Genomic DNA, 14,283 nt, shown 5'->3' with positions numbered 1-14,283 from the left:
TTAAAATCAGTATTACGATAAAAGATTAAGTAATCTATAGCGAGTTTCGGTACTCTGTGGGCGTCATACCTGTTATTGCTTTGAATTCTTTATTAAAACTGGATTTAGTGCGAAAACCAGCATCAAACATGATATTAGTCATGTTTAATTCTGGATTTTCTTTCAAGAGGGTTTCTGCAAAGCAGACTCGCCTGTGGTTCATGTGTTTGGAATAACTCTCACTAAATTTATGATTGATAGCGTTAGAAAAGAGACGTGCTGGTACGCCGATCTTATCTGCCATTGCTTTCAGAGAAAATACCTCATCAGTATAAATTTTGGGGTTTTTCAATATGGCTTCAAACTCATTAATGATGAACGCATACTCGCGTTTTTTATCATATGGGAGCTCATGAGTTTGCTTTGACTCTCTAGTCTCATAAAGCCAATCAAAATAGGGCGATTTTTGAAGAGCGAATATAAAGGCAAAGCTAACCAATGCTAGTTTAAAAATAATTGTGATAAATAGTGAGGTGGAGTGAACTATGCCCGCGCCGTTACTGATTTCAATGTAAATTAATACGTCACTCGCAAAGCTGAACCATGCATATCCAGTAAATATGATAAGCCATGTAAAAATGGCGTTTTGATTATTGTTATTCTTAAAATTAAAGTGGAATTGAATTTTTCCGTTAAAGGTTAAAAACGAAAGCGCAACAGCATACCCCATTAACGTTGCTAAAATAACAATATCGATAATATTGATAAAGTACCGTGTCAGCATTAGCGTGAAAACTGTAATAGCAGGAAGCGCGTGTAAAATATGAATGGGGCTTAATTTAAAATGTACTTTTCTAGCACATTGAAACAATAAAAATGATAGAGGTGCAAACAATAATGGCATTACTGGTTTAAGTGTTGCCGAAAAACTTTCGTGTCCTTTTGAAACGGATAGATCCAAAAACAAGGCTTGTAATGCCATGGTCAAAAAGCATCCTGCTAATAAAAGTACTGGGAGCCTATAAATAGATCGTAATAAAATTAAATGTATCGACATTAACAAGCACAGGAAGGAGACGATCATATTAAAATTTAATAGCATGTTATTCATAAGAAAAATTATAATTTAACGTGCTGTTTTCTACCAGAAAGAAATAAAAAGCGACCAAAAACGCGTTTTCGGACGACTTTATTTACGAACTCTCTTAGGAGGAGAACCAAAAGGAGAGTTTTATGAAAATATCAAGGTTTTTAATGATTATGGGTTCTTGTGTTCTATCTTTGATGTCACTTGGGGCTAAGGCACAGGAAACAGCAATAGTACAAGAGTTGGATCAAATATTTAAAGAAAATGGGTTTAAAGGAACTGCTCTTGTATCAGATAACGGCCAACTAGTGCATCAAAAGGGATACGGATTTGCTGTTATTGAGTGGGGAGTGCCAAACGATATAGATACGCGTTATCATATAGCTACGTTATCTAAAACTTTTACTGCTGCATTAATTATGATGCTTGTAGAAGAAGAACGAATAGATTTAGATGATGTTATTAGTACATACCTTCCAGAATACTCAGCGCCGTATGCAAAAACAGTTACTATCAAGCAACTCTTGACCCACAGATCCGGTATATCACGGCAATTTAAAATTCCTGGATGGTCTAAGGAAAAATCGAGAGCATCAATTAGTAAAAGTGAATTTTTATCATTAATTGCAGCCATGCCGCTTGAAATAAAAACTGATAGTGGGAGGCATTACTCAAGCGCAAATTATTATATTTTAGGCGCTATTATCGAAGCAATAACAGGGCAAGAATTTGGAGAGGCATTGAATGAAAGGATTTTACAGCCATTAAATATGATAAATAGCGATATATATTATCCTGGCCAAGTCTTATCTATGCTTGCCCATGCATATAAACCTGTTAAGGGTCGATATTCGTTCTGTCCCCCCATTAATGGGGAATATTGTTTAGGTGGTAATGTTAATCTTGCATTATTCAGGGCCAGTGGCTCTATGTATTCTAATGTAAGTGATCTATTAAAATGGGATCAGGCTTTATATGGTAACAATATATTGAGCAAGGAAAGCAAAGCTTTTTTATTTAATAGTAATACCCGTGCTGTTTGGGATGTAGCCGAAATTTCTATTTCGCAAAAAAAAGTCGTTGAGTTGATGATTGCTCACGGCGAAGTAGAAGGCTATGCATCTTTGATGGTCAGAATTCCAAAAGGTAAACGAACAATAATTCTGCTTAGTAATAATGGTATGTCATATGAGAAATTAATCGGTACTGCATTGAGTATTGTTGAAGAATTTTACACAGAATGAAGGATAAATAAAAAAGGCCCCAGAATGGGGCCTTTGATTGTAATTATAAAATAATATAAATTATGGCTGATATGGTAGTGATGAATGGTGATGTACGATGCGTAGTGTTCCGTTTTCATCTTTTTTATAACCCCAGCTTTTATCAACTGTGGTTACATTGCCGTCTTTATCCGTTAATGAAATCCAGCCCATCCACATGGCAACATCGCCTTCGATGAAGCTTGCTGATGTGACTGATTCACATTCGCGCCAGCCTTTAAGACCGAAACCGCCATCAAGTGGGAAATTGTCATCGTGACCAACGAAATAGGCAAGTGCGCCTTCTTTAGTTGGACGGAATGTTTTGTCACCGCTTGCAAGTGTTGGTTTAAATAGTACCGGACCCATGTTGTAGCCATATGCTGTATCAAGTACATTTTCAGCAACACCGCGTGCTTCGTCAATGCCACCGTTTTCATAAGCTTTTGAGATTGCAACAAGCGCATCACCCCATGCGACACGTGCTTGTTCTAATTCAGTTTCTGTAATCGCCATTGCGTTTCCTTTCGTTACAAATGAATGTTTTTAATGAATTCAATATGTATATAGGTGCATCGATATGATAAAACAATTTGATATTTTTCCGAATTTGCAATAGTTTTTATCTATCACCTTATTCTCATAAATCTACATGTAAATAATTTTTCAATCTCTTGGCGCATAATGACCGAATGAAGGCAGCGAGCTCTTTATAGAGATGACGTTGCGGGGCACTTGGGCGCCAAGCGAGAACGACTTCTCTGTCTGTTGGTGTATCTTCAAGTTCAAGTACGGCTACGTCTTTTCTTGGTTCAATTTCCGAACGCACATAAAGTGAAGGCAAAAATGCAATACCAATTCCGGTTCCAACCATTTGTCTTACGGTATCAAGGCTGGTTCCTTCGTAATCTCGTAAGATACGGGCACCGTATTTATTCGCTAGGCCCTGCATCTGTTCAAATAGCCTATGACGTTCTTCAATGGCGAGCAGCCGTTGATCGGTAATGTCGTTTGCATTTACGGTGCTTTGTTTTGCCAATTCATGGTCGGGTGCAACACATAATCTAAAGGGTTCACCAAAAAGCGGCTCAACAGTTAACCCGGTCACATCCAATGGCAAGGTTGTAAAAATAAGATCGAATTGGCCATCTAGTAACCCATTTTCAATTTCCCTTGGCGAATCTTCACGGACAAAAAGACGAAGATCCGGATATGTTTTGTGAATACCTGGAATAATATCTGGCAATATATATGGCCCGAGCGTTGGTGGAACACCAAGTCGGTGAATGCCGGCACCGCTATCAAGTGAAAATCTGGCAACATCCCGAATTGCTTTAACTTCATCTAGCATTAATTCAATGTGTGGCAGCATGGAACGCGCCGCAGCCGTCGGAAGCGCGCCCGTTCTTGAACGTTCAAGTAAAGTTAGGCCAAGATTTTCTTCGAGTGCCGCAATTTGTGCTGTTACGGTCGGTTGTGACACATTTAATGAAAGCGCCGCCTGACGAAAACTTTTTAATTCAATAACCGTTTGAAGATATTTGAGCTGTTTAATTGTTGGATGTCCAACTTGCATAATGGCTGTTTTCCTGCATTTTTTATAGGTGATAGATAAAATCTATCGTAAATTCGGAAAAATAGCAAATTGTATTATCAGCGATTTGTTATTATATAACGATCATAAGTAAATTGTTTAGCAATCATCAATTGTAGGCAAATAAATTTCTGGGGATGCTTTAGTACGGCATAAGGAAATGCGAAAAATTTTATTTTTTAACGACTGTTCATAAAGGTAACTATAATGAGTTTCTTAAATACTTCTAATCTACGCGGCGACATTATGGGTGGTTTAACCACCGGTATCGTTGCGCTACCATTGGCTTTGGCCTTTGGTGAAGCATCAGGTGCAGGGCCAATGGCTGGCCTTTATGGTGCTATTATTGTTGGTTTCCTTGCGTCTTTGTTTGGCGGAACCGGAAGTAATATTTCCGGTCCAACGGGGCCAATGGTTGTTGTTTTCGCTGGTGTTTACACTAGCCTCGGCGGTAGTCCAGAGCTTGTCTTTTCTGCAGTTGTGCTTGCCGGGTTACTGCAAATTGCCTTTGGTTTCTTAAAAGTCGGTCAATTAATTCGTCTTGTGCCATATCCGGTTGTTTCCGGATTTATGAGCGGGATTGGCGTAATTATCATTGCGTTGCAACTATCACGCCTTTTTGGCCATGAACCATCAGGAAGCGGTACCATTCCTGCTTTAACATCCGTGCCGGGTGCGATTATTGACCCGAACTGGATTGCGCTTGCCATTGGTTTAATGACACTTGCGATTGTGTTCTACTGGCCTAAAAAGCTTGGGAAATATATTCCTGCGCCGCTTGCTGCATTGGTTGTTGCAACTGTATTTAGTGCAGCGATTGCAGGTGCGCCGATCCTTGGTGATGTGCCATCGGGTCTACCATCATTCGTAATGCCGGCTTTTGAACAAGAATCATTCCTGATCGTGATTGAAGCTGCATTCTTACTTGCACTATTGGGTGCTATCGATAGTTTGCTGACATCACTTGTTGCGGACAATATGACCCGTACACGCCATAATTCAAATCAGGAACTGATTGGTCAGGGTATTGGTAATACGGTTGCTGGTCTTTTCGGTGGTGTACCGGGTGCTGGCGCAACAATGCGTACGGTTGTGAATATTCGCTCAGGAGGGCAGTTTAAAATATCAGGTATGATCCATGGTTTGGTGTTGCTTGCGATTGCATTGGTGCTTGCTCCATTAGCATCAATGATCCCACACGCAGCCCTTGCCGGTATCTTGATCAAAGTTGGTTACGATATCATTGACTGGAGATATCTTGCACGTGCCCATAGAGGTCCACGCTGGGATCTGGTGTTGATGGCGATTGTTCTTGGTTTGACTGTGTTTGTTGACTTGATTACTGCGGTTGCTGTGGGGGTTGTTCTTGCTGCGCTTGCATTCATCAAACAGCTTTCAGAAATTCAGCTTAAAAACCTAAACCTTTCTGAAGCCGAAATTGAAAATCCACAGGAGCGTGAGCTATTAACACGTGCGGATGGTGCAGTGACACTATTTGATTTCGGTGGGCCATTAAGCTTTGGTGCTGCTGCTGACCTAGGTCACCATGTAAGAGAGAAAGCAAACGGTCATGTTAAAATTCTAGTGCTTGATTTCGCCCGTGTGCCGTTTCTTGATCTATCAGCTGTAAAAGCGGTTGAGACAATCGTTGAAGATGCTGCTGCATCCGGTAAGTCAGTATATATCGCCGGAATTAACAAAGCAGTGAGCGACGTACTTCACGGTTTGGATGTTGCGCCACTTATCACAGATGATCATTGGTTTGATAACCGTCATGATGCCCTTGCCCAAGCGGTTGTTGAGATTGGGCAAGATGAGGGAAAGGAAACTAGTGCTCCAGAAGGCGAAGCGGCATACGCGTGAAGCACATAAAATAATATCTTCTGATTAAAAAATAATGATGGGCCTGTCTTAATAGAAAGACGGGCCCATTTTCATTTTATGCCTTTAAGCACAAAGTTCCATTTGCTGTCTGATTTCAAGCTCTGCCCACTTTGCAAGTTCCTTGCGGCACTTAAATTCATCAGGTTTCTTTTCATTATGGAAAATAATTTTGGCCGTTGTTTTCTGCTTTTGACCAAGAAGACGCCAAACATGCGGCGCTAGGTCCATATCACCGTACCAAGCGTATAAATCGCGTTCTTCTTGTGTATCAAAGTCACCATAGACAAGTGATACAGGTTGAATAGATATATCAACACCATCAAACGGTAAGAGAGCCGTAGATAAAAGTCCGGGTTTAAAAGGAAGGATATCACGACCGTTTCCGCTACTTCCTTCCGGGAACAGGAAAATTCTTTCACCGGATTTTAGACGTGATGCGATCTGATCGCGTTCTGCTATCGCTTTGGTTGCTTTTCTGCTGACAAATTGAGTACGTCCAATTTTTGCGAGAAACCCAATCACTGGCCATTTTGCGACATCGGCTTTGGCCACAAAAATACCATCTGTCATGCTGGCAAGTACTGGTATATCAAGATAAGAAACATGATTTGATATCAGGAAATTGGCATCACTATTTTTGGGGTTACCAACAACGGTTAGTTTTAACCCGGCAGTGTGGACAAGGGTGCGATAAAATGGATAGGAAAAAAACCTTCTGAACCGTTTGCCAAATGGAAATGTAATCAAATATGGGGGGAGAAGAGCCAGCGTCACTGAAAAAATGATCAGCAATTTGACGCTGGCTCTTATGTTGGAATGCGTAGAATTATTGTTAGCTGGCCTGTACTGCATGTTCTGTTGTTTCCGTACGGGCTTTATCACGTTTGAAGTGGGATTTATATTTGCCCGTAATATTTTCCGTTTCCACAACAATACAAACGTCAATGGTATTAAACTGTCTATCGATTACGGCGCCATCACCGACATAGGCACCAACACGAAGGTATCCTTTTAATAGTGGTGGTAATTCCGCCTGAATAAGACCCGCATCAAGATAATCTTCATCAATCAGGTTCATTTCCTGATAACGATCAGCAAGCGCAACCGGACGTAATGAGCTTGGCGCAAGATGATAGTGATGCAGATAAGAAAGAACGCGTTCGGTTTCTTTTACATCTGTACCATGAATGCTACCGCAACCGATCATGATCTTGATGTTGTAAAGATCAAGATAATCACTTATGCCACGCCATAATAACTGCATGGCACCGCGTCTACGGTATTTGCTGTCGATGCATGATCTGCCAAGTTCAAGAACTTCTTCCGGTGCGTAGGCAAGATTGTCAAATTCGAATTCATTTTCGGAATAAAAACCTGTTGTTGCCTCGGCCACATTCCCACGAAGAAGGCGGTATGTGCCAACAACGGCTGGTTCATCATCCGTACCCAGGTCGGTATCGACCACAATTAAATGATCGCAAACGATGTCATAGGTATCAATGTCACGTTTTAATGCCTTGCACCGTGTAGATGGTTTAGCACCCATTTCATCATAAAAGATGCGGTATCTTAATGCTTGAGCTGCTTCGATCTCTTGTGAAGTTTCAGCAAGCTTTACTTCAAGGCTATTAAACTTTAGTGGCGTCATTTCTAACTCCTGTACCAGGTTAATTTCAACCCTTAATGGAGTTCGTTTGTTACAGACACGTTGCAGTTAAATGCTACTTTTATGAATTGTTTAACCTCTAAAATGTGGGGAACTAAATGTCATAAAATATTCATTTTTTGGTTACGTGCATTTCATTTTTGTGAATCAGTATGCCTTATATTTTGACCAAGTTGGAAGTGGGATATGAGGTATAAAAATAATAAAAGAGACTGTATGGAAACCGTTGATTTAATCACGGAATATATAGAACCCGCGCTGGAAACAGACTGTTGTGCAGAAATTTTTGAACGCTTTAGAAACGATTCGGATTTGCTGGCTATTCCGGTTCTGGATGGGGATAAGCCAATTGGTATTTTAAAAAGAATGGATTTCCTTGTTAGGCTTGCGGACAGATACGGTCGACCACTTTACAGTAAACAACCCGTTTCCGTTTTGATGGATAGCAATCCAGTGATTGTAAACAGTAATACCAAGGTCGATGAAATGAACGCAAGATTTGCGAGTGAAAGCAAACATGCGCTTCAGGAAGGTTTTATCATTGTTGATAATGGCGAATACAAGGGGATTGGTTCCGCGTTAACGTTACTGCAGGCAAATATGCATATTTCGGAACGCAAGATGGGCGAACTTAAAAAAGCGCGTCAACACGCCGAAGAAGCCAGTAAAGCAAAATCAGATTTCCTCGCTAACATGTCCCATGAATTAAGAACGCCACTTAATGCTGTAATCGGTTTTTCGGATTTGATTTTACAGCATATGTCAAAAGAGGTCAGTTCACAGGCTGTGCTGGGTTACATTGGTGATATTCATTCAAGTGGACGTCATTTGTTGGGGCTTATTAATAGTATTCTTGATTTATCGCGCATTGAATCTGGTAATTTTGATCTGATGGAAAGTGATGAATTTCCAGAAGATATCGTTGATGAAGCCATCAGGATTATGGCGCCAAAGGCACTATCCAAAAATATTACCATCATCAAACGTCCGCATAACTGTGTTGATTATATCAGACTTGATGAACAGCTAATCAGGCAGGTAGTAATTAACCTGTTATCCAATGCGGTTAAATTTTCGCCGGAACATACCGAGATTTATGTTTCGATTAAGCAAGATGAACGTGGTGCCTTTACCATTGATGTTGAGGATCAAGGACCAGGCATTCCGATCAATAAAATGGATGATATCTTAAAACCGTTCTCGCAGCTTGATGGCGCATTCGTTAGAAATCATGAAGGAACAGGTCTTGGACTTCCGCTTGTGAAATCATATGTGGAAGCCCATAACGGTAAATTTAATTTATATAATGCCGTACCAACAGGTACGATTGCCAAGATTTATTTCCCGGCAAAACGTACCGTCAGACAATTCCCGTCTATGAAAGCAAGTAACGAGGTTTAATCGATAAGACGCATTATATACACATTCCTGAAATCAATTGGATGGCTTTCGGCTTGTAATGCAATGTAGCCTTCTTTCAATGGCAAGGCTTCCTTGATGAAATGGGCGCTGTCTTCTTCATTTGGAATGATGCGCGTTTTTTCATATTCAAATACAAGTTCGCCATTTACAAAATGGCGGATAACTTCGTCACCGCGGACTTCTAATTCAATGCTGACCCATTGATCACCGAAATATGTCTTGGATGTTGAGCGGTAACAATGTTCGCTATAAAGTTCGCCGTCAATATGGAAATCGGTGCCCGGTGTACAGATGTTGGCTGTTTGACGCTCTTTCCCATCTTCAAGGCCGCCTAAGAATTGTGCTTCTACGCTAGCTGGGAAATCCTGATCAAAATACATGCTTTCTGGTGACTGACTATGGAACATGACGCCGCTGTTGCGGTTATTCCATACTTCGGATTCCGGCACCTGAAGGCCAGTGAAACGATATTCCAGCTTAAGACGGTAATGGGATAGTTTTTCTTTATAATAAATATGGGCATAGGCATCATCGAATGTTTCATAGTTATCGTAAACCACACGCATCATGCCGTCTTCTACCCGAAATGTGTCGCGGTAATTAACGCCAAGATCTTGACCGGAAAATTTTATCGTCCAACCATCAAGATTTTCACCGTTAAATATTTGTTCCCATTCCCCTTCTTGTGCCTGTGCGAAAGACGCGGAAAGCATAAGGCCAATTGCGGCCAGTTTTTTAATCATGATTATTTCCCCTTTATAAGTTTGGATTTGATCTTAATGATCCAAGTGCGTAAGGTAAACGCAAATATAGGAAATGAGGGTCGAAATGATTAAAAAAATATTTTTAAGTTTTATTGCGTTTAGTTTTTCATTGCCGACATTGGCTGCGGATTATCAGGTATCCCCGGATAACGATGTGATGAAATTGACGTTTCTGGGAACTGGCGCACCAAGACCATCCACAGAAAGATATGGCCCAAGCATTTATGTGGAAGCAGGCGATCATAAAATTCTTGTTGATGCGGGCCCAGGCATGCGTGAGAGATTATTTGAAGCCGGCGGGTTTGATGCCATTTCGGGTGTTGATCATGTGATTGTTACCCACCTTCATTTTGATCATACCGTTAGCATTTCAAGTGCGTGGTTAAGCGGTTGGCTGTTTGGACGCCGTGTACCGTTAAGGGTGCAGGGACCAAAAGGCATTAAAAATATGATGGATCATATCGAAAAAGCATATCAGTGGGATATTGATTACCGTGTTATGGTTGGTGTACCGAAAGCGGGCACTGAATTGATCGTGGACGAAGTATCCGACGGCGTTATTTTTGATGAAGACGGTCTTAAAATTACTGCGTTCCAAGTGGAACATATGCCGATTGATATTTCAACTGGCGATCTTTTGGGATTACGTGGTGAAACACTTGGTTTCAGAATTGATTATAAAGGGCATTCCGTTCTATTTTCCGGTGATACAAGATCAACGGAAAAATCAGAAATTAATAAAGTGGGTGAGGGCGTTGATCTGTTAATTCATGAAGTACAGGTGCCATCACCGGGCGCAACACCGGAAGCTAACCTTGCCAATGTCAGCTTGACCGTTCATTCAACACCGGAACAGGTTGGTCATGTATTTGCCAGAACCAAGCCAAAGATGGCCGTTTATTCCCATATTATTCCACCGGGAACAACAGAAGCGGACCTGCGCCGTGATACGGCCCCATATTATGACGGGCCGTTAACGGTTGCCCATGATATGATGGAAATCACATTAACAGGTGATGATATCATTATTGGTGAACGTGAACGCCAAAGTGATGGAAAGTTCGAGGATTCAAAAGTACTGGATAAGTAATCTGTGGACAATATGAATAATTCATCTGCCGAAGAGGTCTTAAAGGATGTCTTCGGCTTTGACGCCTTTCGCGGCAAACAAAAACAAATTATCGAACATATTATTTCTGGTGAAAATGTCCTTGCGGTGATGCCTACGGGGGCGGGTAAATCGCTCTGTTTTCAATTGCCGGGCTTAATGATGGATGGATTAACAATTGTTGTTTCACCCTTAATTTCATTAATGCAAAATCAGGTGGAAGCCTTAAAAATCGCGGGCGTCGCCGCAGAAACCATTAATTCAAATACGGGTCCGGATGAGGGACGGGAAATTTGGCGAAAAATCAATGATGGGACATTGAAGTTCCTTTATGTATCGCCGGAAAAATTAATGACTGAACAAATGCTGGACCGCGTTGATGAATTGAATGTGTCGTTATTTGCAATTGATGAAGCGCATTGTATTTCGCAGTGGGGCGCAGCCTTTCGTCCGGAATATGAAGACCTTGCCTTATTACATCGCCGTTACCCGAATATTCCCATTATTGCGCTAACCGCGACGGCGGATAAGGGAACGCGCGAGCAAATTTGTGAAAAGATATTTTCAGATAATGTGAAAACCTATCTGACCGGGTTTGACCGTCCTAACATTGCGCTTAATGTGGAAATAAAGGCGGGCTGGAAAAAACAACTTTTAAAATTTATGAAAGATCGCCCCGGTAATGAAAACGGGATTGTCTATTGCCTGTCCCGTAAAAAGACGGAAGAGGCCACAGCCATATTAATGGAAAGCGGGTATAACGCGCTTCCGTACCATGCGGGTATGACGGGCAATGACCGTGAACGAAATTTAAATAAATTTATGACTGAACCGGATTTGATCATGGTCGCGACCATCGCATTTGGGATGGGCATTGATAAACCGGATATTCGTTTTGTGTTCCATACGGATTTGCCCAGCTCACCCGAAGCATACTATCAGGAAATCGGCCGGGCAGGACGGGACGGTGATGCATCGATAGCGCATATGTTATACGGCCTTGATGATATTCGGATGCGGCGTATGTTCATTGATAATGAACAGTCCGATGACGGGCATAAAAGACGCGGTCATCAACGTTTAAACGCACTGCTGTCTTATGCAGAAGCACCGGAATGTCGCCGGGTAACATTGCTGCGGTATTTTGGCGATGATCCGGAATATGAAAAATGCGGTAATTGTGATTTATGCCAAAACCCGCGTGAAACGGTTGATGCGGTGGAAGCAGGGCAAAAATTCATTTCAGCCATTTACCGCACGGGGCAAAGTTTTGGTGTTGCTCATATTGTTAATATCGTTACCGGAAAAATGACGGATAAAATCAGTCAGCTTAATCATGATATGTTGCCGACATTTGGCGTCGGTAAAGAATATTCGATTAATGAGTGGAAAGTGATTGCCCGCCAATTAATGGCACGCGGTTTTATTGTATCGGATATGGAGTATGGATCGCTTAAAATCACGGACGAAGGATTTGATTTATTAAGGGGAAATGGCGAATTTAGATATCGACCTGACGTTAGCTATAAAAAATCCGCGACCTCAAGTAATAAAAAATCCGCGCAAGTGGTTCAAGAACTGCCAAGTGAGGATCAGGATTTATATTTGAAATTAAAATCACTGCGTAAGGAAATTGCCGCAGAACGGTCGGTGCCTGCTTACATTATTTTTTCAGATAAAAGCCTTATCGACATGGCCGTGCAAAAGCCGACATCATATGATGATTTTGGCGGCGTATATGGTGTTGGTGCTGAAAAACAGAAAAAATTCGCGAAACAGTTTACTGAATTTATTGCGGAAAATCTGGTTTAATCATCCAATTTACAGTTTCGAGGTCCGCGAGCTTTCCAAGGCGTGATAATTCCGTCTCTAGTTTTTCCTGACGATTTGTTGTCCATTTCACATTTGGTTCCGACCAAAAATTTATCACATTCAGCAGTTTTTTCTTTCTGTCGCCCTTAAGGTCAATACGCCCAATGAAACGGTTCCCTTCAAGGATCGGATAAACGTAATATCCCCATTTTCGTTTGGCGGCGGGGACGAATATTTCAATTTTATAATCAAACCCGAACAGCTTTAAAAGCCGTTCACGGTCACGGATGGCCGGATCAAACGGGTTTAATATTCTTAATTTTGATGTTGGGTTCTTGGCCTTTTCAAGACGCAACGCAATATCAGCGGGTGCAAAGGCGTCTATCCAGGTTCCTTCTGCAGATTGCCATTTTATGGGGGTTAGCTTTTGATATTTAATCCAATTATTCACTTCTGATCTATCGGTTGCGTCCCAGAATTCCTTTATTTCTTTTGCGTTTGCAAAGCTTAATTTATCAAGCGCATTTTCACATAACCAATTGATTTGCGCCTGATCATCATTGTCATGATTTAAATGTTGTTCTGGAATGACCCGTTCGGATAGATCATAGAACTTTTTAAACTTTTCGCGGTGTGATGTGGCAAGTTCACCCGCATACCACATATAATCAAGCGCCAGTTTATGCGGTGGCCTGGACCACATTTTGTCAGTTTGCTTCGTAGTATTGAAAGCCTCTGTGGAAAGTGCCCCTTCATTTGTAATGCGGCCGATTATGTCATCAAAATCTGCAAGTTTTAACATTTCCTGATATCGTTTTGATTTATCATAATAGGCCTTCATGCGTCCAAACTGACGGGTCCACATGGGGTAATATTCAACCGGGATGACGGATGCGTCATGGGTGAAATGTTCGAATATGTTACCCTTTTCCTTAAGCAGGTCATCAAGCATATGTTCCTGATAATTTTGATTACGGCTCCAGATGATATGATGGTGGGCGCGGCTGACATTTTGAATGGTATCAAGCTGAACAAAACCGATCTGTTTGATCAGTTCCATTAAATCAAGTTGCCCCGCTGGGCTTACCGATAGTCCCGTTGTTGATATCCATAAATTGCGAATATCTTTGTTTTTAATTTCCATTATGGCAGATCCAATGGCAGTGCGTTTGTGTGTTTGACCTCATGTAACACAAAAAGCGTCTGCGCATCACGAATTTCTGGAAATGTTTTTAAGGTTTTTAAGATAAAATGCGATAGTTCCTTATTGTTGCGTGCGACCACTTTCATCAAATGGTCGTATGGGCCGGATAGGGAATAACATTCAAGGATATAGGGTGACGCGCGAACCGCATTTTTGAAATTGTCAAATTCGGCCTCGCTATTCTGATTAATATTAACCTGCACAAAAGCCATCACATCAAAGCCCGCCTTTTCATAATCAAGGTTGGCGGAATATCCCTTGATCACGCCAACTTCCTCAAGACTTTTGGTGCGGCGTAGGCAGGTTGATTCTGACATATTGGCTTCATGCGCCAAGTCAACCATCGACATGCGGCCATTATTTTGCAGTGTGCCTAATATCTTTTTATCCTGATCAGTGATCATGGTGAATTCCTTCAAAAAGTAAATAATTATGAATGATATCATCAAAATTATGTCATTCAAGGCTGATTTTGACGAATTTCTGCAGGCGTTTTGATGT

The 14,283-nt window shown here is 41.3% G+C and carries 13 protein-coding genes; 5 read left to right on the top strand and 8 right to left on the bottom strand.

Annotated features, from left to right (window positions below):
- Positions 1-34 precede the first annotated feature (34 nt).
- Positions 35-961, bottom strand: coding sequence for an AraC family transcriptional regulator (locus tag KW060_RS11255; protein ID WP_249037033.1), 927 nt, complete (start codon positions 959-961; stop codon positions 35-37).
- Positions 962-1,212: 251 nt separating this feature from the next.
- Here KW060_RS11255 and KW060_RS11250 point away from each other — a divergent pair, with 251 nt between their 5' ends.
- A complete protein-coding gene (locus KW060_RS11250) occupies positions 1,213-2,310 on the top strand; it encodes a serine hydrolase domain-containing protein (RefSeq protein WP_249037032.1) in 1,098 nt (365 codons plus the stop codon).
- 60 nt (positions 2,311-2,370) lie between these two features.
- Here KW060_RS11250 and KW060_RS11245 read toward each other — a convergent pair whose 3' ends face one another.
- On the bottom strand, positions 2,371-2,844 hold the full coding sequence (locus KW060_RS11245; protein ID WP_249037031.1) for a phosphoribosyl-AMP cyclohydrolase: 474 nt from the start codon (positions 2,842-2,844) through the stop codon (positions 2,371-2,373).
- Positions 2,845-2,968: 124 nt separating this feature from the next.
- Positions 2,969-3,904, bottom strand: a complete 936-nt coding sequence (locus KW060_RS11240; RefSeq protein ID WP_249037030.1) for a hydrogen peroxide-inducible genes activator — start codon at positions 3,902-3,904, stop codon at positions 2,969-2,971.
- Positions 3,905-4,129: 225 nt separating this feature from the next.
- On the opposite strand from KW060_RS11240, the gene KW060_RS11235 reads away from it, so the two are divergent.
- A complete protein-coding gene (locus KW060_RS11235; protein WP_249037029.1) occupies positions 4,130-5,785 on the top strand; it encodes a SulP family inorganic anion transporter in 1,656 nt (551 codons plus the stop codon).
- Positions 5,786-5,869: 84 nt separating this feature from the next.
- Here KW060_RS11235 and KW060_RS11230 read toward each other — a convergent pair whose 3' ends face one another.
- Positions 5,870-6,598 (bottom strand): lysophospholipid acyltransferase family protein, encoded by a 729-nt coding sequence (locus KW060_RS11230; protein ID WP_249037028.1) that lies wholly within the window; start codon positions 6,596-6,598, stop codon positions 5,870-5,872.
- A 40-nt stretch (positions 6,599-6,638) separates the two neighbouring features.
- On the bottom strand, positions 6,639-7,454 hold the full coding sequence (locus tag KW060_RS11225; protein WP_249037027.1) for a GNAT family N-acetyltransferase: 816 nt from the start codon (positions 7,452-7,454) through the stop codon (positions 6,639-6,641).
- A 234-nt stretch (positions 7,455-7,688) separates the two neighbouring features.
- Between KW060_RS11225 and KW060_RS11220 the strand changes: the two genes are divergently transcribed.
- Positions 7,689-8,873 carry an ATP-binding protein gene (locus KW060_RS11220; protein WP_249037026.1) on the top strand — a complete coding sequence of 395 codons (1,185 nt, stop codon included), beginning with the start codon at positions 7,689-7,691 and terminating at the stop codon, positions 8,871-8,873.
- On the opposite strand, the gene KW060_RS11215 is transcribed toward KW060_RS11220, so the two are convergent.
- Positions 8,870-9,637 (bottom strand): 3-keto-disaccharide hydrolase, encoded by a 768-nt coding sequence (locus tag KW060_RS11215; protein ID WP_249037025.1) that lies wholly within the window; start codon positions 9,635-9,637, stop codon positions 8,870-8,872. The two genes, KW060_RS11220 and KW060_RS11215, sit on opposite strands and share 4 nt — an antisense overlap.
- Positions 9,638-9,722: 85 nt before the next feature.
- Between KW060_RS11215 and KW060_RS11210 the strand changes: the two genes are divergently transcribed.
- Complete coding sequence (locus KW060_RS11210; protein ID WP_249037024.1) at positions 9,723-10,748, top strand: MBL fold metallo-hydrolase; 1,026 nt, start codon at positions 9,723-9,725, stop codon at positions 10,746-10,748.
- Positions 10,749-10,760: 12 nt separating this feature from the next.
- Positions 10,761-12,578: a DNA helicase RecQ gene (gene recQ / locus KW060_RS11205; protein WP_249037023.1), complete on the top strand. Its 1,818-nt coding sequence runs from the start codon at positions 10,761-10,763 to the stop codon at positions 12,576-12,578.
- Here the strand turns inward: recQ and KW060_RS11200 are convergent.
- Both KW060_RS11200 and KW060_RS11195 read right to left on the bottom strand, forming a co-directional pair.
- Positions 12,556-13,722 (bottom strand): winged helix-turn-helix domain-containing protein, encoded by a 1,167-nt coding sequence (locus KW060_RS11200; RefSeq protein ID WP_249037022.1) that lies wholly within the window; start codon positions 13,720-13,722, stop codon positions 12,556-12,558. The two genes, recQ and KW060_RS11200, sit on opposite strands and share 23 nt — an antisense overlap.
- Complete coding sequence (locus KW060_RS11195; protein ID WP_249037021.1) at positions 13,722-14,186, bottom strand: Lrp/AsnC family transcriptional regulator; 465 nt, start codon at positions 14,184-14,186, stop codon at positions 13,722-13,724. Before KW060_RS11195 ends, KW060_RS11200 begins: the two co-directional genes overlap by 1 nt.
- Positions 14,187-14,283 lie beyond the last annotated feature (97 nt).

Source organism: Pseudemcibacter aquimaris (genome assembly GCF_028869115.1).
In the GTDB taxonomy this organism is placed as follows: Bacteria; Pseudomonadota; Alphaproteobacteria; order Sphingomonadales; family Emcibacteraceae; genus Pseudemcibacter; species Pseudemcibacter aquimaris.
The sequence above is the reverse complement of the archived record's forward strand: the minus strand, read 5'-3'. Positions and strand labels throughout refer to the sequence as shown.

Excerpts from the sequence above, each read along its gene's own strand:
- KW060_RS11255 (WP_249037033.1), bottom strand. The coding sequence starts at position 961 with ATGGCATTACAAGCCTTGTTTTTGGATCTATCCGTTTCAAAAGGACAC.
- KW060_RS11250 (WP_249037032.1), top strand. The coding sequence starts at position 1,213 with ATGAAAATATCAAGGTTTTTAATGATTATGGGTTCTTGTGTTCTATCT.
- KW060_RS11245 (WP_249037031.1), bottom strand. The coding sequence starts at position 2,844 with ATGGCGATTACAGAAACTGAATTAGAACAAGCACGTGTCGCATGGGGT.
- KW060_RS11240 (WP_249037030.1), bottom strand. The coding sequence starts at position 3,904 with ATGCAAGTTGGACATCCAACAATTAAACAGCTCAAATATCTTCAAACG.
- KW060_RS11235 (WP_249037029.1), top strand. The coding sequence starts at position 4,130 with ATGAGTTTCTTAAATACTTCTAATCTACGCGGCGACATTATGGGTGGT.
- KW060_RS11225 (WP_249037027.1), bottom strand. The coding sequence starts at position 7,454 with ATGACGCCACTAAAGTTTAATAGCCTTGAAGTAAAGCTTGCTGAAACT.
- KW060_RS11220 (WP_249037026.1), top strand. The coding sequence starts at position 7,689 with ATGGAAACCGTTGATTTAATCACGGAATATATAGAACCCGCGCTGGAA.
- KW060_RS11215 (WP_249037025.1), bottom strand. The coding sequence starts at position 9,637 with ATGATTAAAAAACTGGCCGCAATTGGCCTTATGCTTTCCGCGTCTTTC.
- KW060_RS11210 (WP_249037024.1), top strand. The coding sequence starts at position 9,723 with ATGATTAAAAAAATATTTTTAAGTTTTATTGCGTTTAGTTTTTCATTG.
- recQ (WP_249037023.1), top strand. The coding sequence starts at position 10,761 with ATGAATAATTCATCTGCCGAAGAGGTCTTAAAGGATGTCTTCGGCTTT.
- KW060_RS11200 (WP_249037022.1), bottom strand. The coding sequence starts at position 13,722 with ATGGAAATTAAAAACAAAGATATTCGCAATTTATGGATATCAACAACG.
- KW060_RS11195 (WP_249037021.1), bottom strand. The coding sequence starts at position 14,186 with ATGATCACTGATCAGGATAAAAAGATATTAGGCACACTGCAAAATAAT.